We start from the raw sequence: 25,152 nt of genomic DNA on the forward strand, positions 1-25,152 counted from the left end.
CGCAGGCCAGCACGGACCGCCGGGACCGGCAGCCCGCACCCTGGTCGTCACTCATCCGTTTACCTTTCCTCTCCTCAGAAACCGACGCCGAACGTGGCGAAGTACCACAGCGACGAGGTCAGCCACACTCCGATCAGGACGGTGAAGACCACGCCGCCGACCACCGGCAGCACCCAGCCAGCCAGTCCCGGCTTCGGCAGGGCGAGCATCTTGGTGCTGAACGCGCCGAAGAACAGGCAGCCGAGCAGCGAGTGGGCCAGTGCCCGCGGCTCGGCGTCGACGAAGCCGAGCGCGTAGAGACAGTGCACCGCGACCGGCACGGTCAGCAGGAAGGCGATCCGCCCCGACCACCGGTGCACGCTGCCCGCCCAGGAGGGTGAGAAGCCACCGAGCCGCCCCCACATCGCCATCGCGGAGAACAGTTGGATCACGGCGAACACCGCGGCTCCGGTGCCCAGCCAGACCTTCACCGTCAACGGGCTGGAGAACCCGGCCACGTTCACCGCGATCCCGGTCGGCGTGTGGTACCGACCGTACGCGCCCATCGCGACCGCGACGGCGGCCCCGACGAGGAGCGGGACGAACAGGGACCCCTGCCGGGCCCCGTCGGGGACGGGTGGGGGCAGGACGGGTGGTGCCAGCCCCGCGTCGAGCGGTTCGTTCAACACCCGGACGTCGACCGGCTCCCGGCCCGGCCGGGTGTCCGCGATGGTCCTGCGACGGCCGGTCATCAGGCACCGGCGCCCAGCTCGGTCGAGACCGGCTCCGCCCGGATGGTGACCCCGTCGACGATGGTGGTGCCAAAGGCCGGGTCGAGCGGCGGAGCCAGGACAGGGCGACCGTCGCGGGTGACCACGCCGATCTGACCACCGTCGGGCAGCATGATCCAGCCGCCGTCCACGCCGGCGCGGCGCTGCGCGGCGGTGGCCCGGAAGAGCACCGGCCGCCCGGTCGTGTCCACGGTGGCCGCGAACGACCAACGCTTGCCGTTCACCACCACCTCGCCGGCTGCCTTGCGGTCGTCGAACGTGCCGGTGAGCCGCGCGTCCTTCTTCCCGGTGAGGGAGAGCTGGCCGTCGGTCGCGCTGCCGCGCAACCAGATCTCCAGCTGCCGACCGTCGCAGAGGTACGCCGTGGCCTCGCCGCCGTTGGCGGTGATCGCGATGGTGGCGCGGCCGCCGTCGAGCCGGCCGGTCCAGTTGGTGGTGGCCTTCTTCTCCTCCACCCTGTCGTCGGCCGATGGCGCGGCCGACGCCGGTGGCGGGTTCGGTGTCCCTGACTGGCCGCGCTGCTTCGACGGCCGGGCAGGGGAGACCTGTTCGGCGGGTGCGGCGGGCGCGGCGGCGGCCTCCGGCACGGCCTCGGCCGTGGCGGCGGGTGCGGCCGCCGGCTTCGGGTCGGCCGCGTTCGGCGCCGCCTGGGCGCTCATGGCGAACAGCACGGCCGCCATCCCGGTCCCGGTCAACAGGGTCAGCAACGGGGTGATGCGCTTCATCAGCAGCTCCCTTCACCCCTACGTACGGTGCGCGAGCCCCGGTCGTTCAATCCGACGCCAGATCCACCAATCGCGGGCGGTGACCCTAGCCGGGAGCGCGGGTGCTGTGCCGGACGACCAGCGGGGTGGCCAGCTCGAGGCGCCGGCTGTCGAGTTCCTCGCCGTTGATCAGGGCGAGCAGCATCCGGGTGGCCATGGCGGACATCTCGGTCAGTGGTTGCCGTACGGTGGTCAGCGGCGGGATCGCCCATCGCGCGCCGTCCACGTCGTCGAAGCCCACCACGCTCAGGTCGTCGGGCACCCGCAGGCCGCGCTCGTACAGGGCCTCGTAGGCGCCCCAGGCCGTCTCGTCCGAGCAGGCGAAGATCGCGGTGGGGGGCGCGGGCAGCTCGAGCAGGGCGTGGGTCTCCCGGTACCCGGACGGCGCGGTGAAGTCGCCGGTGCGGACGTACCCGCTGGGGATCGGCTCCCCGGCGGCGTTCATCGCGGCCCGGTAGCCGTCCACCCGGGCCCGGCTGCACGGCACGTCCGACGGACCGCCGATGACCGCGATCCGGCGGTGCCCGAGGCCGAGCAGATGCTCGGTGGCGGCGAGGCCGCCGGACCAGTTGGTGGCGCCGACGGAGGGAATGTCGGGGGTGGGTTGCCCGGCCGGGTCGATCACCACCACCGGTATGCCGAGTTCCGCGAGCTGGCTGCGCTGGGTGCCGGACAGGTCCGACAGGACCAGCAGCACCCCGTCACAGCGGCGGGCCGAGAGCTGTTCGATCCAGCGCCGGTCGGGGCGGCTGCGGTGCCGCCCGTGGGCGGCCGAGACGACCACTCCGACGCCGGCGCGGTGGGCGTGCTCCTCGACGCCCTCGATGATCTGCATTGCCCACGGGCTGCCCAGATCCCGCAGCACCAGGTCGATCAGGCCGGCCCGGTCGGGTCGGACGGTGGGCCGACCGGTGTAGCCGCGCTCGTCGAGCAGCGCCTGCACCCGTTGGCGGGTGGTGGGTGCGACGTCGGGCCGGCCGTTGACGACCTTGGAGACGGTGGGCACCGACACGCCGGCGGCGCGGGCGATCTGCGCCAGTGTGGCCCGTTGGTTGTCCATCCCCGCTCCTGATGTCGTCCGGTCAGGTCGGCAGCATACCCCGAAAGTTTCGACGGTCGTCGCCGGCCGTGTCCCGTCCGGATTCCTCCACAGGAGCGCATTGTCCACGCGATCCGCTCGTCGGCAGAGGTCGAAAGTGACCGGAAGTTCCGATGGTTGTCGATCCGTCTCAGCGCACCCGCACGGTGGTGGTGACAGTGGCCTGGTCGATGTCGCTGGTCCGCACCGTGAACCGCAGCGTCCACTCACCGGCCACCGGGAACCGGATCTCCGCGCTGCCGTGGTTCGGCTCCGGGGTCTCGACCCGCACCGGGACCGGTTCCACACCCGCCGCCGGCAGCGCCAGGCTGACCTTCCACTCGGCGACCGGCAGTGCCAGCCCCTGTGGCGTGTAGACGTAGGCGTGCAGCGAGTTCGGCGCTCCCACCTTCACCGGGTAGATGTCGAACTGGAGGCTGTACAGCTCGCTGCTCAAGGTCTGGGCGACTCCCTCCCGGGCGACCCGGGCCGCCTCGGTGCCGGCGGTCCGACCCGGCGGCGTCTGCACCAGCAGGGCGGTCAGTGCCAGCACCACGGCGGTGGCGGCCACCTCGACGGCGGCGGCCACCGCAACCCGGCCCCGACGACCCGCCGCCACCTTCCGGCGTACCATTCGGCGCTGCCCGGCGGCGACCGCGAGCACGGCGGCCAGCAGTCCCGCCTTGCCGAGCAGCAACCGCCCGTACGGGGTGCCGACCAGGGCGTCGGGGTGGCCCAGTTCGATCGCGGCCTGCCCGACACCGGTGACGACCAGCCACCCCACCGCGAGGGTCGCCCACCGGGACCACGCCGGCAGGATCCGCGCCAGCACCCGCTCGTGCGTGCCGCGCAGCAGGAACGCCAGCATGCCGATCAGACCGCCCACCCAGACGCTCATCGCGGCGAGGTGGATGACGACGGCGACGATGCTGACCGGCGGCAGCGGCGAGGCGACCGGGTGGCCCGCCAGCGGCCAGGTAGCCAGCCCGGCCACCGCGACCAGGGTGAGGGCCACCGCGCGCCACCGCCCGGCCCGGCCGGACAGCACGGCGGGCAGCAGCCCCGCTGCGACCCCGACCAGCGCCACCCGCGCGCTGAGCACCACGCCGACGTCGCTGGCGGCGACCGCCTTCAGATCGCCCGGGGAGAGCGCGCCCACCGCCGCGCCGACCATGTCCGCGGCCTGTCCGACCCAGGTGGCGGCGGTCGCCGCGATGACCAGCAGCAGCCCGGCGTACGCGGTGACGGCCGCCGGGCGGCGGGACCGGCGGCGCGGCCACAGTCCGGCGGCGAGCAGCGTCGGGCCGACGGCCAGCACGAGCCCGAGGTAACCCGCCCACTTGGCGGCGGGCACCAGCGGGCCGGTCGATTGCCGCTCCTCCTCGTCACTCAGCCGAGGCGGGCTCGCCGAAGGGGCGCCGGCGGAATAGGTGAAGCTGCCGGCCACCGGGTGACTGTCGGCGGAGATCACCCGGTAGCTGACCAGGTACGTGCCGAGCGGGCGGTCCGGCACCCGGACCGCGATGCGCATGGTCGCCCCCCGGACCACCGGCTCGCCGGTGTGCACCTTCTTCCCGTCCGGGCCGAGGACCTGCACCCGGCCCGCGACGGGGGCGATCGGCTCGCTGAAGGTGACCACCACCTCGGCCGGTGGGGCGCCGACCACCGCGTCCCGCGCCGGGGCGGTGGCGACCAGCACGGCGTGGGCGGACGCCGGGGCCGCAGGGGCCAGCGGGACGCAGAGCAGGGCCAGCAGCAACCCCAGGACGGCTGATCGGATGCGCACGCAAACTGGTTCGGACGCGGCAGCCGGAAGGTTCAACGCGGCGGCCGATTCGCTGCCGCCCCGCCGGCACGGGTCGGCCCGAATCCTGCGTGCCGGCCGCCCGTGCCGCCTCGGTGCGGTCATGTGACCGTGTCGGGGCTCCGGTCGAGGTGGTGCCGCAGCGCGAGCTGAAGGGCCAGCCGGGCGTCCGGATCGTCGAGGGCCGCGCCGAAGTGGACCCGCAGCTGCCGCATCCGGTACCGGATCGTCTGCGGATGGGTGTGCAGCTCTCCGGCCACCACGATGACCTGCCCCTGCCGGCGTAGCCACTCGTACAGCGTCTCGGCCAGCGCGCGCCGGGCGGCGGGCCGCAGACCGGCCAGCGGGGCCAGCCAGGTGTCGGCGAGGTGGTCGGCGAGGCCGGGCTCCCAGGCCGTCAGCAGGGTGAGCAGATGCCCGTCACCGTCGACGACCGGCTCGGCGGGCAGTCGGCCCTCCTGCCGCAGAGCCAGTGCCCGCCGCGAGATCCGGTAGGACAGCCGGGCCCGGCCCAGCTCCACGGTGGGTCCGAGCGCCGATCGTCGCCCGGCGAGGGCCCGGCGGGCCCGGTCGAGACGTCCGGGGGTGGCCGGATCGGGCAGGACGACCCGGACGGCGTCGTCGACCACCGTGGCGATCGCGCCCCCACCGATGCCTCGCGCCAGGTGCTCGGCGTCGCCCCCGTCGACGCTGAGCACGGCGACGGTGCGCGGCAGGGCCCAGCGGGCGACGTCGGCGGCGGCGCGCAGAGCGGCGTCGCCGGGTGGTTCCGGTTGCACCAGCAGGGTGATCAGCCGTCGCCGGGTGGTGGCCCAGTCCTCTGCGGCGTCGCGCTGCTCGTCGAGAAAGCCCTCCGCCGCCGCCCCGGCCAGGGCGTCGGCGTAGCCGAACAGCGCCCCGGCGATGACGTACAGGTGGGCCGGGGCCGGCCCGCCCTCGGTCCGGTGCTCCACCAGGAAGGCCCAGATATCACGGGCCCCGAGGGTGAGTACCGTGCGCAGGGCGTCGACCCGGTGCCCCTCCCGGTACTCGGTGCGGCCGAGGGCGTGGAACACCGCCCGGGTGGCGGCCAGGTCGCGACCGGGGTCGGTCAGCGCGTCGACGAAGGCGTCCACCGCGGTCTGCACCCCCAGGGCCAGCCCCTGACCCTGGCCGCCGGTCAGCGACCGCCCCTGCGCCCGCATCGCCGTCCGCACGGTGCTCAGGATCCGCTCGTGCAACGCCGGGCGCAGGCCGCGCATGTGCGCCCCGACGGCCGGCGGCAGGGCGGCGAGCCCGGGCTCGATGTCGATCAACGTGTCGGACATCTCGCCACTCCTTGTCATCCCGGTTCCAAACCCGGGGGCGGATCCTGTGCTTCCGTGTCGATCATTTTGGCAGCCTGGTGCGTACGGTCGGGGGCGTGGATACCGATGTCATCGTGATCGGCGCCGGGCTGGCCGGCCTGGTCGCCGCCGCCGAGGCCGCCGACGCCGGCCGTCGGGTGCTGCTGCTCGACCAGGAGCCGGAGCAGAGTCTCGGCGGGCAGGCGCACTGGTCCTTCGGCGGTCTCTTCTTCGTCGACTCCCCCGAACAGCGGCGGATGGGCATCCGCGACTCGGTCGAGCTGGCCTGGCAGGACTGGCTCGGCAGCGCCGCCTTCGACCGCCCCGAGGACCACTGGCCACGCCGATGGGCCCAGGCGTACGTGCACTTCGCCGCCGGTGAGAAGCGGGCCTGGTTGCGCGGGATGGGGCACCGGATCTTCCCCGTGGTCAGCTGGGCCGAGCGCGGCGGGGCGGCGGCGGACGGACACGGCAACTCGGTGCCCCGGTTCCACATCACCTGGGGAACCGGCCCCGGCGTGGTCGAGCCGTTCGCCCGCCGGGTGCGGCAGGCCGAGGCCGAGGGCCGGGTCCGGCTGCTGTTCCGGCACCGGGTCGACGAACTGGTCACCACCGGCGGCGTGGTCACCGGCGTACGGGGGACGGTCCTGGCCCCCGACGACGCGCCACGGGGGCGGAGCACCTCCCGGGTGGCGGTCGGTGACTTCGGGTACGACGCGCAGGCCGTGATCGTCACGTCGGGCGGGATCGGGGGCAACCACGATCTGGTCCGGCGGGCCTGGCCGGCGCGGATGGGCACCCCGCCGGCCCGGATGGTCGCCGGGGTGCCCGCGTACGTCGACGGGCGCATGCTGGCCGTCACCGAGGCGGCCGGCGGGCAGGTGATCAACCCGGATCGGATGTGGCACTACACCGAGGGCCTGCGCAACTGGGACCCGATCTGGCCACAGCACGGAATCCGGATCCTGCCGGGCCCGTCGTCGCTCTGGCTCGACGCCGCCGGGCGCCGGTTGCCGGCGCCGCTCTTTCCCGGCTTCGACACCCTCGACACCCTGCGACACCTGCGGGCCACCGGGTACGACTACAGCTGGTTCCTGCTCACCCAGAAGATCATCGAGAAGGAGTTCGCGTTGTCGGGCTCCGAGCAGAATCCGGACCTGACCGGCCGTAGCGTCCGGCAGGTTCTGCGTCGCGTGCGGGCCGGCGCCCCCGGTCCGGTGGCGGCGTTCCTGCGTCACGGGGCGGACTTCGTCGTCGCCGACACCCTGCCGGAGCTCGTCGACGGGATGAACAAGCTCGCCGCCGAGGCCGGCGGGCCGCAGCTCGACCCCGTCGAGCTGCGGCGGCTGGCCGAGGCCCGGGACCGCGCGATCGCCCACCCCTTCGGCAAGGATGCCCAACTGCACGCCGTTCGGGACGCCCGCCGGTACCGCGGGGACCGGCTGGTCCGGGTCGCCACCCCGCACCGGTTGCTCGACCCGACGGCCGGCCCGCTGATCGCCGTACAGTTGCACGTGCTGACCCGCAAAACCCTGGGCGGGCTGCACACCGACCTGTCCGGCCGGGTGTTGCGGCCCGACGGCGAGCCGTTGGGCGGGGTGTACGCCGCCGGTGAGGTCGCCGGGTTCGGTGGCGGCGGCATGCACGGCTACCGCGCACTGGAGGGCACCTTCCTCGGCGGCTGCCTCTTCTCCGGTCGCGTCGCCGGCCGCGCCGCCGCCACCGCCGTGGGCTGACCGCCGTCGCCGTTCCGTCGCCTCGACCGGACGGCCCCGGTCAGCCGGTGGGAAAAGCTGCCCTCGTCGGCGCCCCTGCCGGTCGTCCACCCGCGGGATCCGCCCGTGGCGTCCGAGGGTCGCTCCCCTGTGGTGACCATCTGGGTACGCCGGGCTGTGCCACCGTGCCAATGATCGAACCTCTGGATGCGATTTGGTCATGTATAGGCGTTACATCCATCGTCCGTTCGGTTGATTCCCGCTGCCCTTTGGTTTAGTGTTGCGGGCACGACTGGTGCTGTGAGGCATCCGTTCCCCGTAGGACAGGAAGGGCAGCATGACCACCACGACGATCGCGCTGACGACGAGCACCGAGACGCCCCGTTCGGCGGTGACCGGTGAGGAGTCCCTCGCCAGCGAGCTGATCGCCGCCCTGTCCGCGCTGCCCCAGTCACACCCGGAGCGGCGGGCGCTGCGCGACCGGGTCATCGAGGCGTGGCTGCCGCTGGCCAACCACCTCGCCGCCCGCTACAGCGGCCGTGGTGAGCCCCACGGCGACCTCGCCCAGACCGCCGCCCTCGGTCTGATCAAGGCGGTGGACCGGTTCGACGCCTCCCGCGGTGTCGACTTCGCCGGGTTCGCCATCCCGACCATCCTCGGTGAGATCAAGCGGCACTTCCGTGACCGCACCTGGAACATCCGGGTGCCGCGCCGGCTGCAGGAGCTGCGGCTGCGCATCACCGAGGCCAACGGCACCCTCACCCAGACGTTGAACCGGGCACCCACGGTCGCCGACATCGCCGCCCATCTGGACATCACCGAGGAAGAGGTCCTGGAGGGCCTGGAGGGCGCGAGGGCGTACAACGCGGTCTCGCTGTCCACCCCCATCGGCGACGGTGACAGCGCCACCGAACTCGGCGACACCCTCGGCGCGGAGGACAACGAGTTCGAGCTGGCCGAGCTGCGGGTCGCCCTCGGGCCGGCCCTGGCCACCCTGGACGAACGCGAGCAGAAGATCCTCACCCTGCGCTTCTACGGCAACCTAACCCAGAGTGAGATCGCCAAGCAGGTCGGCGTCTCCCAGATGCACGTCTCCCGGCTGTTGGCCCGGGCGCTGACCAAGCTGCGCAGTCAGCTTTCCGAACCGCGCTGACTCGTACGCCAGGTCGCCATCCCGGCCCGGCATCCGCGGCACACCGCAAAGCCCGCACCGTCGTCGAGCACTCGGCGACCGCGCGGGCTTTCGCGTACCCGACAACGCCGTGACGGCACCCGTTCACTGTCGACGGGTGGCGGCTGGAAACTCGACCCGCCGGGACTGCCACTACCTGACCACTCCCGCAGCGCTGTGCTGTCTGGCCGCCGCCTCATGTGTCTAGTCCGGAGCAACGGTCCGGACATTCGGTTCGCGCCCGTCGGCGCCACACCGGCCGCCCGTTCCATGATCGAGATCATGAAACGGGCGACCCGCGACGCCTTCGGGTGTCACGATCTTGGCTCTGCGGCTTGGTCAGCCGGATGACATTGCCGTCAGGGTGCACGTGCGGACCCAGGGGCCAGGAGCGACTGGCTGCCGGGCGCAGGACCACGTTGAGTTGATCGGCGAGGTACCTGGGGTCAGGCTGTAGGTCGAGCCTTGCCAGGTGCCCTCAGGGTAGGTGACGTACCCGTAGTACTCGCTCCAGCTCACATAGCACCTCACGTCCAGCTTGATGCTTGTCGCGCTCGCGGGGATCACCTTGGTCCATACCCGGTTCGGGTTGGTGCGGTCGAACGGGGAGACGGAGTCCACCGGAAGCCATCCGGGGCCGGGTGCGCCGGGCCACCCGCCGCTGTCGACGCCCACGTACGGTCCGACCGGAGGCACCGCGCCCCCGTAGCAGCTCGTGGTCCCGGTGATGATCCGGGTACCGCTGGCCGCGGCCGGCGAGGGCGCGGCGGTAACCGCCGCCACCGTGGTCATCGCCAGCAGGCCGAGGGTGGCCGTGATTCGCCGCAATCTTCCAGTAGCCATCAAACGCGACCGTCCTTTCTCGGGGCACTCCGGCCGGGTGCTTGAGGGCATCCTCGGCGGTCGATATCGTTGACGGCGTTTGGTACGGACAGGTGCGGACAACCGGGGCCGACGTGGCAGGTAACGACGGTACTGCGGTTCCGTGCGCCGGACAGCGCCGGACAGCGCCGGGATAGCCGGTGGCTGCTGACGACGGCCGCCTGTTGCTGCGGCAACTGTGTGACGACCTGCGACTGCTCCGCTTGCAGGCGGGCGGCCCGAGCCTGCGCGGCCTGGCGGTGCGGGTACGGCTGGGCAAGAGCCAGGTGGGGGCGATCTTCAGCGGCCGGATCGGACGGCTGCCGGACTGGGAGGTCGTCCGGGGCGTCGTCGACGGCTGCCGCCAGTACGCCCAGGATCATGGCCGGCTGGACCGGCTGTCGGTGGCCACCGGGATCGAGGAGTTCTGGCGCCCGCGGTACGCCCTGGTGGATTACGCGTTGCAGCACGCCGCGCGGCAGCGGCCACCCGCGCCGTCGCGACAGGCGCCGCTGGCGGCCGTACCCCGGCAGTTGCCGGCCGCCACACGGCACTTCGCCGGGCGGGCCGGTTCACTCGCCGCGCTGGACACGCTGCTGGAAGACGCCGCCACCGCGAACACCGCGGTGATCTCCGCGATCGAGGGAACCGCCGGCGCCGGCAAAACGGCCCTCGCCGTGTACTGGGCGCACCAGGTCGCCGACCACTTTCCCGACGGGCAGCTCTACGTCAACCTGCGCGGCTTCGGTCCGTCCGAACCCGCGATGGAGCCGGGGGAGGCGATCCGCCGCTTCCTCGACGCCCTCGGCGTGCCGGTCCGGCGGATTCCGGCGGAGCCGGACGCGCTGGCCGCCCTGTACCGAACCGAACTCGCCGGTCGACGGCTGCTGATCCTGCTGGACAATGCCCGCGACGGCGCGCAGGTCCGGCCGTTGCTGCCCGGCGCCGCGGGCTGCCTGGTCCTGATCACCAGCCGCGATCCGCTCACCGGCCTGGTCGCCGCCGAGGGCGCCCAGCCCGTCACTGTCGATCTGCTCAACCACGACGAGGCGAGGCAGTTGCTGGTACGCCGCCTCGGCAGCGCGCGGATCGCCGCCGAGCCCCACGCGGTCGACGAGATCATCACGCGGTGCGCCCGGCTGCCGCTGCCGCTGGCGATCGTCGCCGCCCACGCCGCGACCCGCCGGGTGCCGCTGCGCGAGCTGGCCGACCAGCTCCGCGACGGCAGGCACGCGTTCGGGCTTCTCAACACCGGCGATCCAAGCACCGACCTGCACGCGGTGTTCGCCTGGTCGTACCGGGCGCTGACCCCGGCCGCGGCGCGAGTGTTCCGGCTCCTGGGCCGGCACCCCGGTCCGGACGCCACCGCGCCCGCCGTCGCCAGCCTCGCCGCGCTGCCGTTGCCCGAGGTGCCGCCGCTGCTGGCCGAACTGATCCGCGCCAATCTGCTGACCGAACCGGCCGCCGGCCGGTACGCCTTGCACGATCTGCTGCGCGCCTACGCCATCGACCTGAGCGACACCCTGGAGACCCTGTCGGACCGCGAGGCCGCGACCGCCCGCATCCTCGACCACTACCTGCACACCGCTGGCGCCGCCGACCGGCTACTGCACCCCCATCGAGACGCCGTCACCCTCGAACCGCCCCGGCTGGACGCCGCGCTGGAGTCTCTGGGCGTACCGGATGCAGCCCTCGCCTGGCTCGCCGCCGAACTTCCGGTGCTGCTCGCGGCGGTGGACCATGCCGCGGGCAGCGGGTACGACCGGCATGCCTGGCAGCTCGCGTGGATCCTGACCGGCTACCTCGAACACAGCCGGCGCTGGCCCGACCAGCTCGCCGTCGGCGCGGCGGCGAGGCTCGCCGCCGAACGGCTCGCCGACCCGCGCGCGTCGGCCATCGCCCACCGGATCCTGGCCCGCCCCTACATCGAGACCGGCCGCCACGCCGACGCCCGCGCGCACCTCGAACGCGCCCTCGACCTCGACACCGGCGGCGGTGACCTCGCCGGGCAGGCCCATGACCACCACCACCTCGCCTACCTCGGGGAACGGCAGGGCCGCTACGCCGTCGCCCTCGACCACACCCGGCAGGCCCTCGCGCTGTACCGCAGGGCGAACCACCGGTACGGGCAAGCCTCCGCCCTCAACGCGATTGGTTGGTTCCAGGTCCATCTCGGCGACCACGCCCAAGCCGTGGCCGCCTGCCAGGAGGCCCTCACGCTGCTTCGCAAGCTGGACGACCGTCGTGGCGAGGCCGCCACATTGGACAGTCTCGGCTACGCGTACCACCATCTTGGCGACTACACGCGCGCCGTCACCAACTTCTGCCAGGCCGTCGTGCGGCTACGCGCCCTCGGCGAGCGCTATCCGGAGGCGGCCACGCTGACCCACCTCGGCGACAGCTACCAACTCACCGGCCGGCCGGGCGCCGCGCGGACCGCGTGGCGGCGGGCGCTGGCAATCCTCACCGACCTCAATCACCCCGACGCGGAAGGCGTCCGGGCGAGGCTCGCCGGCGTGGATCGCCCGCGTCGCAGCGCGTCGTCTGCTCCGTAGCGCCGGCGGGTCGAGAACGCGCGATGCGATGACGGCGCAGCCAGGCCGCCGCCAGCACCAGGGCGCGCTCCGCAGCACGCCTGCCTGAGAGGGCGTGGCCGTCACGCCGAACCGTAGCGACACGATGGTGCTATGGCCACTGGCCCAGGAACGAGAACGGGAAGGCGGTACCGCGGGCGCGAGGCGTTGTGGCAACGCACTGTAAGGATCCCCGGTACGCCGACGCCGGGTCGACCAGATCACCGTCGTCGACGGCACAGCTACGGGCCAAAGGCATCAACCCGGTCATCGCCCGACGCGGCGTCGGGCACGGCTGCGGCCTGGGCGCACGACGCTGGGTCGTCGAGCAGACCATCGCCCTGCCGCACTGGTTCCGCCGCCCGCGCACCCGCTGGGAGATCCGCGACGACATCCACGAAGCCTTCCTCACCCTCGCCTGCGCCCTCCTCTGCTGCCGACGACTCCAACACCCAGAAGTTAGGAGTGGTAAGCCGCCAACAATCACGGGCCCGATGGGCAGCGGCTGCCACTCGGGGTGAGGCCGGCCGGGTGGTGTCGCGGGTGACCCGCGGCACCACCCGGCGTGGATCAGACCAGTGCGCCCTCAGTTCTGCTCGCCGGCTCCGGCGGGAGCGGGCAGCACCGACTCAGCGTCGGTGCCGGCCAGCACCTTCGCCTGCTGCGGCCAGGTGGCCAGGCTCGGGGCGGTGCGGAGCCCAGCGGCGCGGATGGTCTCCCGCAGCGCCGTCTCGTCCAGTTCGGCGAGCTGGCGGTAGGTGCGGATCCCGGCGGCCTGCAACGCGGCGGCCATCTTCGGGCCGACCCCCTGGATCCGGCGGAAGTCGTCCGTCGGTGCCGCCTCGTCGCCCGGGGCCGGCGCGGCCTGGTCGGCGGGTACGGGCTCGCCGACCGGTGCCGCCTCGTCGGCTGGTGCCGTCTGGTTGGTCAGTGCGGCCTCGTCTGCCGGTGCGGGCTCGTCGGTCGCCGGCGGCACGACGCCTGCCGGGGCGGAGACGGTCGCCGGGGCGGTGGTCGCCGGTTCCGCGACGGATCCGGCGTCGTCCGAGGTCGCCCGGTCGAGCGCGTCGACCTCGACGGTCGGCTCGCTGTCCTCGATCGGGGTACGCGGTGCCGGAACGCCCGGCGAGGCGGTCGCCGGCTCTTCGGCCTCGACGCTGACCGGGCTGGTGGTCTCGGCGTCGACGGGCGCCGCGTGGTCGAGACGCCGGGTCGCCTCGGCGGGCACCGGCGTCTCCGAGACCGGCTCCTCCGAGACGGGCGTCTCCGTGACCAGGGTTTCCGAGACGGGCGTCTCCGCGATCGGCTCCTGCGGGACCGGTGTTTCCGAGACGGGCGTCTCCGAGATCGGGGCTTTGGCGACCGGGGCGGTGTCGTGGCTCGGCCCCTCGTCGGTGGCGTCCGCCCGGATTGCCTCTTCGGCAGGTGCCGTGAACTGCGGGACCTGCTCGTCGACCGGGGACGGGGCGGCGCTGCGGTCGGTGGGCTCATCGATGACGGCGGGCGCGGGAGCGTAGTCCACGGTGGCTTCCGGGCGGGGGGTGGCGATGGTCGCGGTGGCGTGCGCCTTCTCGGCCTCGGTGAGGCCGACGACCGGGTCACCCTCCACGATGGGTTGGGTCCGGGCGGTGCCGCCCGCCAGTTGCCGGTCGCGTGCCAGCCAGCCGGCGGCCCCGCCCAGCAGCAGGGCCAGGATCACGATCAGCCATTGCCCGAAAGTCGACGGCACGGCGAACCTCCCTCTTGCGTACGTCGTGAAAGTCGCGAAGCAAACTCGGCGCAGCTTCGCACACGCGTATTTCGCACGACAGGGAGGATCGGTGATCGCCGCCGAGGTGAGACGGCCGGTGTCGGGGTGTGTCGGCGGGATGACCGACCGTATGCCGAAAACTCGTGTCGCCGCCGGCCCGCCGGGCCGCGACGAGGTGCCGTCGGCGCGACCCGGCGGGAGATTCCGTCGACCTGCCTCGGGCGGTTCAGTCGGTCTCGCCCCGGTAGGTGTAGAACTCGTCGACGAAGCGGCGGGCCAGGCGGGGCACCCGGCTGGTGACTCCGAAGTAGCCGCGCGCCCCGAGCAGCGCGAGCCGCCCGACGACCGGCTTGTACATCGGGTCGTCGCCGCTGGTGCCGCTGCGGCTCAACGAGTCGGCGACCCGGGCGAAGCCGTACGGCACCATCTCCGCCTCGTAGTCGGCGACCGCCTGCACCAGCGTCTTGTCGCCGGCGGCGGCCCGGCGCAGCTGCCGGCACAGCAGGGCGGCGTCGCGTAGCGCGGTGTTGGCGCCGACCCCCCGGCCGGGGGTCATGGTGTGGATGGCGTCACCGAGCAGCGTCACCGTACTGCTCTTCCACGCCGGGATCGGCTCGCTGGTGGCCACCCGGATCGGCAGGGCGCTGCCCGGGTCGCTGCGGGCGAGCAGTTCCCGCAGGTTCGGGTGCCAGTGACGGGTGAGGTCCCGGGCGAGCTGGACGAGGTCCTCGCCCCGGCGCTGCATCACGTCCGGCGGGAACCGGCGGGCGGTGCTCCAGATGACGAAGTTGATGTTGTCGCGGGTGTTGTCGTGCGCCCGACCGGGCCAGCCGTGCAGCAGTGCCGCGTCGTCGTCGCTGACGTCGGGCTTGATCCTGCCGTCGCGGTCCCACTTGAACTCCATGACGTGCAGCACGCCCATCAGACCGCCGGTCCCGAAGATCAGCGAGATGCCCTTCTCCACCCGCTCCGGCAGGAGCTGGCGGGTGTGTGCGGTCAGCGGGATCCGGGTGGCGATGTTGACGGTGCCGGCGTCCCGGACGACCGCGTGTGGCAGGTACTGCCGGCGGACCGCCGACTGCGTACCGTCGGCGGCGACCAGCAGATCGCCGGTGGCGCTGCTGCCGTCGGCGAAGTACGCCGTGACCGTGCCGTCGTCGCGCTGCTCGTACCGGGTGAAGGTCTTGTCGAAGTGGACCACGTCGCCCAGGCCGGTGAGCAGTACCTGACGCAGCGTCATCCGGGCCACCGATCGTTCGGTCTCGGCCGGGTCGGTCTCCGAACGCAGCGGGAACGAGGCGGTCCGCCGCAGCCGTTGGGTGATGACGTTGAAGTAGCGGGGGGAGCGGGCGCAGGTGGCCAGGTAGACGTCGAACAGGTTCGGTGGCAGGCACTCGCGCAGCGCCTTGCTGCCGGTCGGTCCGATGCCGATGCGATAGCCCAGCAGGCCCTCGCCGCGGGTGCGGTACCGCTCGTAGACGGCGACGCTGATGCCGGCGCGGCGCAGGCCGTGCGCGAGGCAGAGCCCGCCGGTGCCGGCACCGATGATCAGGACGCGCGGCGGTCCGGAAGTCATCCCGGGTACCCGGTCAACCGGCCGGTCGGGGCGCCGGCACCTCGGCGGCATCCCAGCGGTAGAAGCAGCCGGCGATCGCGTCCCGCGGTGACCGCCAGGTCGGCAGGTACGGCGAGGTGTGCGCGGAGAGCCGCTCGTTGACCTGGCGGTACAGCGGATGGTTACGGGCGTTGGCCAGCGCGTCCGGGTCCACGTCCTCGGTCTCCATGACGTGGACGCACAGGTCGTGCAGGCAGTACAGGGATCGGTGCCGGACGCCGGTCAGGGTGGGCAACTCGGTGGCGTCGGACTCGGCGAAGATCTGCGCCACCCGACCCTCGGAGCCGGGAATGATCCTGCTGACGATCAGTAGACGACTCATGGAACCCCTTCCGTCGGTGGCGTCCGCCCGGAGGCGACGGACCGCCGTGGGGTCCACCCTGCCGCCCGTTCTGTCACCTCCGCGTCACGCCGTACCCGGTGGGTGTGACGTGCCGGTGGCCGCCACCGGCGGGTGGCCCGGCCGGTGTGGTCAGGGTCGGGTGGCGCGGCGGTCGGCAGGGGCGGAGGCCAGCCGGGCGGGCACGCGGCGGGTGGTGGCGGAACCGTCGCGGGTGGCCTGGTGGATCGGGGCGAGGGTGTCCTGCAACAGTGCGGTCATCGCCGTGGACGGTTCGAGCCGCAGTTCACGCAGGAGCAGGTCGCGGTAGACGTAGAAGGCGTGCACCGCCTCGAAGGCGTTGCCCTCGGCCAGGTGGATGCGTACCACCAGCCGGTGCGGCGTCTCCCGCAGTGGTTCGGCGGACATCGCCTCCAGGGCCGCCTCCAACGCCTCGCCGTGCCGCCCCGCGGCCAGGTGCTGGTCGGCGAGGTTCTCCAGCATGTGCAGGCGCAGTTGACGCAGCCGTTCCCGGTCGGCGAGCACCCAGTCGTCGTACCACCCGGGGAGCAGGTCGTGCCGGCCGGCGGCGAGCGCCCCGGCGGCACCCGGGTCGTCGCCGTCGCGGACCCGGGCGGCGGCGCCGACCAGGGCGTCCACGTCGACCCCGACCCGGGGGTCCAGCCGGACCGTGTCACCGCTGGTGACCAGCGGGCAGCACGGGTCCTGGCGCAGCCGCCACAACGCCGTACGCAGGGACGACAGCGCCCGCTCCTCCGGCGCGTCCGGCCAGAGCAGACCGGCCAGGTGACTGCGGGTGGCGCCGGGACGCAGGCCGATCAGCGCGATGACCCGTTGCAGGCCCCGCGGGACGACGATCGAGGTGTCGCCGTGCAGCAGCCGGAAGCCGCCGAGCAGATGCAGCGCGATCGGTGCGCCGGGTCGTGACCCGGTCGTCGACATGGACGGAGCAGCGGCCACGGCGGCACCTCCTACGGAACCCTGGTCCCGATTCTGTGTCCCGGCGCGGCTGCCCGTGACCGCACTGTCTCCAGTCGCTGCACCGCGGTCCGGCGTCGCGCCGCGGCCATCGGGCTGACCGCTCCGGAGATTATCAATCGCGGTAACTCTCAGTCAATGACAGCGTGGCTTTCCCGTTGCGCGATGGTTCTCCGCGAAAGCGGCTCTGAACTGGTCAGATTGGCTATATGCAATGGATCTTTACACAGCTCATGCACAGCTTGCGTCAACACATCGTCACGATGATTCCCCCCTGGTGGGTGCCCGTTGACGCCCCGGTGACGCGGTCCGCCGCATCGTGTCGGCAGTCGTCCGGCCCGGCCGGCGCGGACCGTCCCGCGTCGGAGGCCGTGGGGGGAGGCCCAGCCATGGACCGTTCGCTGATCGTCGCGAAGGTGGTGCCCACCGCCGAAGCGCAGGTCGCCGAGATCTTCGCCGAGTCCGACGCGACGGAACTGCCCCGTCTGGTCGGGGTCCGGCACCGTTCGCTCTACCGGCTGCACGATCTCTACGTGCACCTGCTGGAGACGGAGTCGGCGACGCAGGGTGCGGTCCAGGCCGCCCGCGGGCATCCCGAGTTCGTCCGGGTCAGCGAGCGGCTACGCCCCTACATCTCGCCGTACCTGCCGACCTGGCGGGAACCGCGGGACGCCATGGCCCACTGCTTCTACCGGTACGACGCCGGTCAACCACACCGGTTCGTCACCGGCGACGGCGGGGAGCGGGCGTGACCGCCACCGCCGGACGGGAGGGGCAGCTCTGGTCCCGCTGCGCCGGTTGCGCCAGCCTGCTGTACCGCAAACGGCTGCGGCGCAACCTCGACGTGTGCCCGGAGTGCGGGGAACACTCCCGCCTGGACGCGCCGGAGCGGGTGGCCCAACTGGTCGATCCGGGGTCGTTCACCCCGCTGCCGGAACGCCCGGCCGAGGTGGACCCGATTGGCTTCGTCGACGTACTGCCGTACCCGCACCGGCTCAGCGCCGCGCGCGCCGGCACCGGCCTCGACGAGGCCGTGGTCTGCGGCACCGCCACCATCGGCCGGCAGCCCTGCGCGTTGGCCGTGATGGACTTCCGGTTCCTCGGCGGCAGCCTCGGCTGCGCCGTCGGCGAACTGATCACGCGCACCGCCGAGCGGGCGCTGGCGGACCGGATCCCGCTGCTCCTGGTCACCGCCTCCGGTGGGGCGCGGATGCAGGAGGGAGCCCTGTCGCTGATGCAGATGGCCACGGTCAGCCAGGCGATCGCCGAGCTGCGGGAAGCGGGGGTGCTCACCGTCAGTGTGCTCACCGATCCCACCTACGGGGGCGTGGCGGCCTCGTTCGCCACCAACACCGACGTGGTGCTCGCCGAGAGCGGCGCCCGGATGGGGTTCGCCGGACCGCGGGTGATCCGCCAGGTCACCGGCCGGGATCTGCCCGAGGGCTTCCAGACCGCCGAGTTCCTGCTCCACCACGGTCAGGTCGACATGGTGGTGCCCCGGCACGCGCTGCGCGGCCGGCTGGTGGCGCTGCTGGCCGCCGCCCGGTCCGGGCGGCGGCCGGCGCTGGCCGCCGCCGTGCCGCGGCAGGAGAGCCCGTCCGCCCGGCCGGTGTCGGACGCAACCGCCGCGGGTAGCCGGCCGGTGCCGGACGGCGGCGACGCCTGGGAGACCGTCCGGCTGGCCCGGCATCCCGGGCGGCCGACCACCCTGGACTATCTGGACACCACCTTCGACGGCTTCGTGGAACTGCACGGCGACCGGCTCGGCGGGGACTGCCCGGCGGTGGTCGGCGGCCTGGCCCGGCTCGACGGGCGGCACGTGATGGTGGTCGGCCACCAGAAGGGACACACCACCGGTGAACTGGTGACCCGGAACTTCGGCATGGCCAGCCCGGCCGGGCACCGCAAGGCGTTGCGGCTGTTCCGGCTCGCCGCCCGGCTCGGTCTGCCGGTGGTCACCCTGGTCGACACCCCCGGCGCCGACCCCGGCGTCGACGCCGAGATGCAGGGTCAGGCGGCCGCCATCGCGGAGAACATCCTGTGTCTCAGCGTGCTGCCCACCCCCGTCGTCGCGGTGATCACCGGCGAGGGCGGCAGCGGCGGTGCGCTCGCCCTCGCCGTCGCCGACCGGGTGCTGATGCTTCAGCACGCCGTCTACTCGGTGATCAGCCCCGAGGGCTGCGCCGCGATTCTCTGGCCGGACCGTGGTGCCGCCCCGCAGGCGGCCCGCGCGTTGCGGCTGACCGCTCCGGACCTGTGCCGGCTCGGCGTCGCCGACGACCTCGTACCCGAGCCGGCACCGGCCGCCCACCACGACCCGGAAGGGGCCGCCCGGATGCTGCGTGACGCGGTACTGGCCAACCTGCTTCCCCTGCTCGACGTACCCCCGGCGACCCTGGTCCGCCGACGGCGGCAACGCTTCCGGCGCTTCGGCGCCGCCCGTACCGGCCTGCGGGCGGGTGCCCGGTGAGCGCCGGCGTCGTCCCCGCCGACGGCGTGCCCACCGAAACCGGCGGCGTGCCGGTGACGCACGAGGTGGACACCGTCCTGGCCGGACTGCGCCGGCACGCCCGGCAACTCGTCGCCGAGGTCGCCGGCCCGGTCCGGCGGGTGCGGCTGCGCAGCGGGGACACCGTGCTGGAGATCGAGTGGCACGGGATCGCCGCGGCGGTGGAACCGGCCCGTGCCCCGGAGCCGGCCGTGCCGACGCCACGCCCGCAACGCCCGGCCGCCGCCACCGGTCGGGTGGCGGTGCGCTCGCCGATCGTCGGCACGTTCTACCGCGCCCCGGAGCCCGGCGCCGCGCCCTTCGTCCGGGTCGGTGACCTGGTCCGGCCCGGACAGGTGGTCGGGATCGTGGAGGCGATGAAGCTGATGAACGAGGTGACCGCCGAGCGGGCCGGCCGGGTGGTCGAGATCCTCGTCGACGACGGCCGGCCGGTCGAGTACGACCAGCCGCTGGTCGCACTCGACCCGGTCTGAGGTGGTGCCGCCATGTTCTCCACAGTGTTGGTCGCCAACCGGGGCGAGATCGCGGTGCGGGTGCTGCGCGCCTGCCGTGAACTGGGCATCCGGACGGCGGTGGTCCACTCCACGGCAGACACCGACTCGGCGGCCGTGCGTCTCGCCGACCGGGCCGTCCTGATCGGACCAGCGTCGGCTCGGCGCAGCTACCTCAACGCCGCCGCGATCGTCGAGGCGGCGCGGCAGGTCGGCGCGGACGCGGTGCACCCCGGCTACGGTTTCCTCTCCGAGGACGCCGACTTCGCCGAGATCTGCGCCGACAACGGTCTGACCTTCATCGGTCCGCCTCCGCAGGTGATGGCCGCGCTCGCCGACAAGTCCTCGGCGCGGGCGCTGATGAGCCGGGCCGGGCTGCCACTGCCGCGGGGCAGCGTCAGCCCCGTGCCCACCGCGGCCCGGGCCGCCGAGATCGCCGACGAGGTCGGATACCCGGTGATCGTCAAGGCCGCCGCGGGCGGTGGCGGGCGGGGGATGACCGTGGTCGGCTCCCCGGCCGAGTTGTCCCGGGCCTACGCGCGTACCCGGGCCGCCGCGCAGGCCGCCTTCGGTGACGACCGGGTGTACGTGGAGCGGTACCTGACCGACGCCCGGCACGTCGAGGTGCAGGTCCTCTGCGACGCCCACGGCAACGGTGTGCACCTGGGCACCCGGGACTGCTCGGTGCAGCGCCGGCACCAGAAGTTGGTCGAGGAGGCGCCGGCCCCGGCACTGTCCGCCGAGACCCTCGACGCGATCGCGCGTACCGCGTTGCACGGCGCACTGGAGGTGGGCTTCACCGGCGCCGGCACCGTCGAGTTCCTGGTCGACGCCGAGCAGGGATTCCACTTCCTGGAGATCAACTGCCGGATCCAGGTGGAGCACCCGGTCACCGAGATGATCACCGGAATCGACCTGGTACACGAGCAGCTGCACATCGCCGCCGGGAAGCCGCTACGGATCCGCCAGGACGAGGTCCGCCCGCAGGGGGTGGCCGTGGAGTGCCGGGTCAACGTGGAGGACCCGGACCGGGACTTCGCGCCCACCCCGGGCCGGCTGGACCGGTTCGTCCCGCCGGGCGGCCCGTTCACCCGCGTCGACACCCACGGGCACCCCGGTTACCTGGTCGGGCCGTACTACGACTCGCTGCTGGCGAAGGTCGTCGTCTGGGCGCCGGACCGGGAGCTGGCGCTGCGCCGGCTCGACCGGGCCCTGGCGGAGTTCGAGATCGCCGGGCCGGGGGTGCGTACCACCATCCCCTTCGTCCGGCGGGTTCTGGACGACGCCGACTTCCGCGCGGCCCGCCACACCACCGCACTGGTCGACCGGCTCCTCGCCGCCCCGCCACCGCGACGCCGGCCGCCGAGAAGTCCTGACCGCGACCGAGGAGGAACCATGACCGTCACGCACGGCCAGCCGCTCACCGAGCAGATCACCGACATCCTGGTGGCGCACTGCGGGTTGGACGCCGACGCGGCCGCCCGCGCACCCGCCGCCTCACTGGAGGAACTGGGCATGGACTCGCTGGCCCTGTTGGAACTCTCCGCCGTGGTCGCCGACCGTTGGCAGGTGCAGATTCCCGAACAGTCCGGGCAGCTGAGCATCCCCGCCGTGGCCGACCTGGTGGCCCGCCGCACCCGGCCGTGCGGGCACACCGAGAACAGCATCGTCATCGCCGCCCCGCTGCCGCTGGTCTGGGACATCACCAACGACGTGGCCCGGTGGACCGAGCTGTTCACCGAGTACGCCGTGGTGGAGATCCTGCACCGTGAGGGCGACACGGTGCGGTTCCGGCTCACCATGCACCCCGACGAGAACGGCATCGCGTGGAGCTGGGTCAGCGAGCGCACCGCCGACCCGACCACCCGGCAGGTCCGGGCGCGCCGGGTGGAGACCGGGCCGTTCGAGTACATGCGCATCCACTGGCGCTACACCGAGGAACCCGAGGGCACCCGCATGACGTGGGTGCAGGACTTCGCCATGAAACCCACGGCGCCGGTGGACGACGCCGGCATGACCGACCGGATCAACGCCAACAGCCGGATCCAGCTCCAGATCATCAAGGAGAAGATCGAACTGGCGTACGCGGGAGGCACGCGATGACCGAGATCACCAGCGGACTGGTCGCCGCCCGCAACATCACCCCCGACCGGCGTCGCGGCGGCGAGCTGCGGGTGCTGCTCGGGCCGCGTACCGTCGGCAGCACCTCCGGCTTCATGGGGGTCGCGGCGCTGCGCCCGGGGGAACGGATCGCCGAGCACTACCACCCGTACAGCGAGGAGTTCCTGTACGTCGCGCGGGGCGCCATCACCGTCGACCTGGACGACGAACCGGTACCGCTGGCCGCCGGGGAGGCGCTGTTCGTGCCCCGCAACGTGCGGCACCGGCTGCGCAACACCGGCGACGAGCCGGCCGAGGTGGTCTTCCACCTCGGGCCGCTGGCCCCCCGCCCGGAACTCGGCCACGTCGACACCGAACTGGTCGAACAGCGGGGCGCGTCGTGACCGGGCGCCGCACGGTCGTCACCGGCGTCGGGGTGGTCGCGCCGGGCGGCGCCACCCGGGACCGTTTCTGGAAGACCGTCACCGAGGGACGGACGGCGACCCGCCGGATCAGCTTCTTCGACCCGTCGCCGTTCCGCTCCCAGATCGCCGCCGAGTGCGACTTCGACCCCGACGCCGCCGGCATCACCCTGGCCGAGCGGCAGCGCGCCGACCGGTACGTGCAGTTCGCCCTGGCCTGCTCCACCGAGGCCCTCGCCGACAGCGGCCTGGTGCTCACCGACGCCGAACGGGAGGTCACCGGGGTGGTGCTCGGCACCGCCGTCGGCGGCACCATGGCCCTGGAACAGGAGTACGTGCGGGTCAGCGACTCCGGCCGGCGGTGGCTGGTCGACCACACCCTCGGTGGGCCGTACCTCTACCCGGCGCTGGTGCCCAGCAGCCTGGCCGCCGACGTGGCCGTCCGGCACGGCGTGCACGGCCCCGCCCAGGTCGTCTCCACCGGCTGCACCTCCGGCATCGACGCCATCGGCTACGCCCACCAGTTGATCGTCGACGGGGAGGCCGACATCGTGCTGACCGGGGCGTCCGACTCGCCGATCTCCCCGGTCACCGTCGCCTCCTTCGACGCGATCAAGGCGACCAGCCCGGACAACGACGACCCGGCGCACGCCTCGCGTCCGTTCGACGCCGACCGGCACGGTTTCGTTCTCGCCGAGGGCGCCGCGGTGCTGGTGCTGGAGGAGTGGGAACACGCCCGCCGCCGGGGCGCGCACGTCTACTGCGAACTCGCCGGGTACGCCAGCCGGGCCAACGGCTTCCACATGACCGGGCTGCGCCCGGACGGGGTGGAGATGGGCCTGGCCATCGCCGACGCGCTGCGCCAGTCCCGGCTCGCGCCGCAGGACGTCTCGTACATCAGCGCGCACGGCTCCGGCACCCGGCAGAACGACCGGCACGAGACGGCGGCGTTCAAACGGGCACTGGGCGAGACCGCGTACCGGGTGCCGATCAGCTCGATCAAGTCGATGGTCGGGCACTCGCTGGGCGCGATCGGCTCGATCGAGATGGCCGCCTGCGCCCTGGCCATCGAGTACGGGGTGGTGCCGCCCACCGCGAACTGGACCACCCGGGACCCGGAGTGCGACCTGGACTACGTGCCGAATGTGGCCCGGGAGGCCCCGGTGGACGTGGCCCTGTCGGTGGGCAGCGGGTTCGGTGGCTTCCAGTCCGCGATGGTCTTCCGCCGGCTGGCGGTCGGCGGATGAGCATCCGGGCGGTGGTGACCGGGATCGGGGTGGTGGCCCCCAGCGGTGTGGGCGCCGACGCGCACTGGCGTACGGTCGTCGAGGGCACCCGCCGCACCGCTCCGATCACGTTGTTCGACCCGGCGCGATACCCGACCCGGGTGGCCGGGGAGGTGCCCGGATTCGAGGCGGCGGCGTGGGCCGACAACCGGCAGTTGGTGCAGACCGACCGGTGGACCCATCTGGGGTTCGCCGCCACGAGGCTGGCGCTGGCCGACGCCGGGCTGCCCGAGCGGGCCCCCGACCCGTACGGCTGGGCGGTCACCCTGGCCAGTTCGTCCGGGGGCAACCTGTTCGGGCAGCGGGAACTGCAACGGCTCTGGGGTGGCAGCACCCGCACCGTCGGGGCGTACCAGTCGATCGCCTGGTTCTACGCGGCCAGCGTCGGGCAGCTCTCCATCCACCACCAGTTCAAGGGCCCGTGCGGGGTGCTGGTCGCCGAGACCGCCGGCGGGCTGGACAGCCTCGCCCACGCGGTGCGTACCGTGCGCCGGGGCACCCCGGTGGTCATCGCCGGTGCCACCGAGTGCCCGCTGAGCCCGTACGCGCTGGCCTGCCAGCTCCGCTCCGGCCTGCTCAGCGACGATTCCGATCCGGAGGCAGCGTACCGGCCGTTCGACCGGTCGGCGGCCGGATACGTGCCCGCCGAGGGCGGGGCGGTCTTCGTGGTGGAGGAGTTCGGGCACGCCATGGCCCGGGGCGCCCGGATCTACGGCGAGGTGACCGGCTGGGGGGCAACCCACGACGCCGCGCACACCGGCCCGGACGGCGCGGGCGATCCCGGCCGGTACGCCCGGGCGATGCGGCTGGCCCTGGACCGCTCGGGCGTCACCGCCGACGAGGTGGACGTGGTCCTGCCGGACGCCCTCGGGGTGCCCCGGTACGACCGGGCCGAGGCCGAGGCGCTGCGGGTGGTCTTCGGTGACCGGCCGCCGCCGGTGAGCACGCAGAAGCCGTTGACCGGCCGGGCCCATCAGGGGGGCGCGGCGTTGGACGTGGCGACCGCGCTGCTGGCGTTCCATCACGACACGCTGCCCGCCTCGGCCGCTCCGGGGGAGCCGGCGCCGGGATGCGACCTGGACTTCCTGCGTACGCCCCGGCGACCCCGGCACCGGCTCGCGCTGGTCTGCGCCCGGGGCTTCGACGGTTTCAACAGCGCGCTGGTGCTGCGTGGGGCGCCACCGGCGTCGAGGGGAGGGGCGTGATGAGCGGTCGACGGGCCCGGATCGTCTTCCTGGTACGGGTGGCGCAGGAGCGCACCGAGGACTTCCTGCGGGCCTACGAGGCGGTGCGGCATCTGGTCGCCGAGGGGGTGCCGGGGCACCTGGTGGACCAGGTGTGCCGCTCCGTCACCGATCCGGAGCAGTGGCTGATCACCAGCGAGTGGGAGTCGTTGGCGGACTTCGAGGCGTGGGAGCGCAGCCCGGAGCACCGCGAGCAGGTGCGGCCGATGCGCGAGTGTTTCACCGACGCCCGGTCGCTGCGTTTTGTCATCCACGCCCAGACCCCGGAGGTGGCCCGGGTCTGAGGCAGGCCGCACCACCCCACCCCGGTGACCACGCCGAGTGACAGCCAGCCAGGTTGCGGTCAGTGACATCGC

General features: G+C 73.3%; 19 protein-coding genes and 4 pseudogenes. 14 read left to right on the top strand and 9 right to left on the bottom strand.

The window, feature by feature from the left end:
* Positions 1 to 74: 74 nt before the first annotated feature.
* From E1166_RS01340 to E1166_RS01360, 5 genes are all read right to left on the bottom strand, one after another.
* The gene (locus E1166_RS01340) at positions 75 to 731 is read right to left on the bottom strand and encodes a DUF6529 family protein (protein WP_347813007.1); all 657 of its coding nucleotides are present in this window, start codon (positions 729 to 731) and stop codon (positions 75 to 77) included.
* Positions 731 to 1,495, bottom strand: a complete 765-nt coding sequence (locus tag E1166_RS01345) for a hypothetical protein (RefSeq protein WP_132335016.1) — start codon at positions 1,493 to 1,495, stop codon at positions 731 to 733. The genes E1166_RS01340 and E1166_RS01345 overlap by 1 nt, the downstream gene beginning before the upstream one ends.
* An 85-nt stretch (positions 1,496 to 1,580) precedes the next feature.
* Positions 1,581 to 2,594: a LacI family DNA-binding transcriptional regulator gene (locus tag E1166_RS01350; RefSeq protein WP_132335019.1), complete on the bottom strand. Its 1,014-nt coding sequence runs from the start codon at positions 2,592 to 2,594 to the stop codon at positions 1,581 to 1,583.
* A 169-nt stretch (positions 2,595 to 2,763) separates the two neighbouring features.
* Complete coding sequence (locus tag E1166_RS01355; protein WP_243710073.1) at positions 2,764 to 4,398, bottom strand: copper resistance protein CopC; 1,635 nt, start codon at positions 4,396 to 4,398, stop codon at positions 2,764 to 2,766.
* A gap of 119 nt (positions 4,399 to 4,517) precedes the next feature.
* Positions 4,518 to 5,723 carry a helix-turn-helix domain-containing protein gene (locus E1166_RS01360; RefSeq protein WP_165944200.1) on the bottom strand — a complete coding sequence of 402 codons (1,206 nt, stop codon included), beginning with the start codon at positions 5,721 to 5,723 and terminating at the stop codon, positions 4,518 to 4,520.
* A gap of 95 nt (positions 5,724 to 5,818) precedes the next feature.
* Here E1166_RS01360 and E1166_RS01365 point away from each other — a divergent pair, with 95 nt between their 5' ends.
* The 5 genes and pseudogenes from E1166_RS01365 to E1166_RS01385 all read left to right on the top strand — a co-directional run.
* Positions 5,819 to 7,477, top strand: a complete 1,659-nt coding sequence (locus tag E1166_RS01365; protein WP_132335025.1) for an FAD-binding dehydrogenase — start codon at positions 5,819 to 5,821, stop codon at positions 7,475 to 7,477.
* Positions 7,478 to 7,793: 316 nt separating this feature from the next.
* On the top strand, positions 7,794 to 8,609 hold the full coding sequence (locus E1166_RS01370) for a SigB/SigF/SigG family RNA polymerase sigma factor (protein ID WP_132335027.1): 816 nt from the start codon (positions 7,794 to 7,796) through the stop codon (positions 8,607 to 8,609).
* Between the two features lie 180 nt (positions 8,610 to 8,789).
* Positions 8,790 to 8,978, top strand: a pseudogene (locus E1166_RS31685) (hypothetical protein); the annotation flags it as partial.
* Between the two features lie 671 nt (positions 8,979 to 9,649).
* Positions 9,650 to 12,043: a tetratricopeptide repeat protein gene (locus E1166_RS01380; protein WP_132335029.1), complete on the top strand. Its 2,394-nt coding sequence runs from the start codon at positions 9,650 to 9,652 to the stop codon at positions 12,041 to 12,043.
* Positions 12,044 to 12,300: 257 nt separating this feature from the next.
* Positions 12,301 to 12,582 (top strand): annotated as a pseudogene (locus E1166_RS01385) (hypothetical protein); the annotation flags it as partial.
* Positions 12,583 to 12,647: 65 nt separating this feature from the next.
* Here E1166_RS01385 and E1166_RS31690 read toward each other — a convergent pair.
* The 4 genes and pseudogenes from E1166_RS31690 to E1166_RS01405 form a co-directional block, all read right to left on the bottom strand.
* Positions 12,648 to 12,899 (bottom strand): annotated as a pseudogene (locus E1166_RS31690) (DUF4332 domain-containing protein); the annotation flags it as partial.
* Positions 12,900 to 14,037: 1,138 nt separating this feature from the next.
* Positions 14,038 to 15,387: an NAD(P)/FAD-dependent oxidoreductase gene (locus E1166_RS01395; RefSeq protein WP_132335035.1), complete on the bottom strand. Its 1,350-nt coding sequence runs from the start codon at positions 15,385 to 15,387 to the stop codon at positions 14,038 to 14,040.
* 13 nt (positions 15,388 to 15,400) lie between these two features.
* The gene (locus tag E1166_RS01400; RefSeq protein ID WP_132267136.1) at positions 15,401 to 15,748 is read right to left on the bottom strand and encodes a TcmI family type II polyketide cyclase; all 348 of its coding nucleotides are present in this window, start codon (positions 15,746 to 15,748) and stop codon (positions 15,401 to 15,403) included.
* Between the two features lie 150 nt (positions 15,749 to 15,898).
* On the bottom strand, positions 15,899 to 16,726 hold the full coding sequence (locus E1166_RS01405) for a BTAD domain-containing putative transcriptional regulator (protein ID WP_132335037.1): 828 nt from the start codon (positions 16,724 to 16,726) through the stop codon (positions 15,899 to 15,901).
* A 407-nt stretch (positions 16,727 to 17,133) separates the two neighbouring features.
* On the opposite strand from E1166_RS01405, the gene E1166_RS01410 reads away from it, so the two are divergent.
* The 9 genes and pseudogenes from E1166_RS01410 to E1166_RS01445 all read left to right on the top strand — a co-directional run bounded on the left by E1166_RS01410 (position 17,134) and on the right by E1166_RS01445 (position 25,080).
* On the top strand, positions 17,134 to 17,496 hold the full coding sequence (locus E1166_RS01410) for a TcmI family type II polyketide cyclase (RefSeq protein WP_132335039.1): 363 nt from the start codon (positions 17,134 to 17,136) through the stop codon (positions 17,494 to 17,496).
* On the top strand, positions 17,493 to 19,214 hold the full coding sequence (accA, locus tag E1166_RS01415) for an acetyl-CoA carboxylase carboxyl transferase subunit alpha (protein ID WP_132335041.1): 1,722 nt from the start codon (positions 17,493 to 17,495) through the stop codon (positions 19,212 to 19,214). The genes E1166_RS01410 and accA overlap by 4 nt, the downstream gene beginning before the upstream one ends.
* Positions 19,215 to 19,240: 26 nt before the next feature.
* The gene (accB, locus tag E1166_RS01420; RefSeq protein WP_243710079.1) at positions 19,241 to 19,726 is read left to right on the top strand and encodes an acetyl-CoA carboxylase biotin carboxyl carrier protein; all 486 of its coding nucleotides are present in this window, start codon (positions 19,241 to 19,243) and stop codon (positions 19,724 to 19,726) included.
* A gap of 12 nt (positions 19,727 to 19,738) precedes the next feature.
* Positions 19,739 to 21,082: pseudogene (locus tag E1166_RS30680) on the top strand (acetyl-CoA carboxylase biotin carboxylase subunit); the annotation flags it as partial.
* A 57-nt stretch (positions 21,083 to 21,139) separates the two neighbouring features.
* Positions 21,140 to 21,847: an SRPBCC family protein gene (locus E1166_RS30685; RefSeq protein ID WP_165944210.1), complete on the top strand. Its 708-nt coding sequence runs from the start codon at positions 21,140 to 21,142 to the stop codon at positions 21,845 to 21,847.
* Positions 21,844 to 22,248, top strand: coding sequence for a cupin domain-containing protein (locus E1166_RS01430; protein ID WP_132264792.1), 405 nt, complete (start codon positions 21,844 to 21,846; stop codon positions 22,246 to 22,248). Before E1166_RS30685 ends, E1166_RS01430 begins: the two co-directional genes overlap by 4 nt.
* Positions 22,245 to 23,513, top strand: coding sequence for a beta-ketoacyl-[acyl-carrier-protein] synthase family protein (locus E1166_RS01435; protein ID WP_132264794.1), 1,269 nt, complete (start codon positions 22,245 to 22,247; stop codon positions 23,511 to 23,513). Before E1166_RS01430 ends, E1166_RS01435 begins: the two co-directional genes overlap by 4 nt.
* Positions 23,510 to 24,757: a beta-ketoacyl synthase N-terminal-like domain-containing protein gene (locus E1166_RS01440; RefSeq protein WP_132335047.1), complete on the top strand. Its 1,248-nt coding sequence runs from the start codon at positions 23,510 to 23,512 to the stop codon at positions 24,755 to 24,757. The genes E1166_RS01435 and E1166_RS01440 overlap by 4 nt, the downstream gene beginning before the upstream one ends.
* A complete protein-coding gene (locus E1166_RS01445) occupies positions 24,757 to 25,080 on the top strand; it encodes an antibiotic biosynthesis monooxygenase family protein (RefSeq protein WP_132264798.1) in 324 nt (107 codons plus the stop codon). Before E1166_RS01440 ends, E1166_RS01445 begins: the two co-directional genes overlap by 1 nt.
* Positions 25,081 to 25,152 lie beyond the last annotated feature (72 nt).

Origin of the sequence: Micromonospora sp. KC213 (assembly GCF_004348325.1) — a bacterium.
GTDB lineage: Bacteria > Actinomycetota > Actinomycetes > Mycobacteriales > Micromonosporaceae > Micromonospora.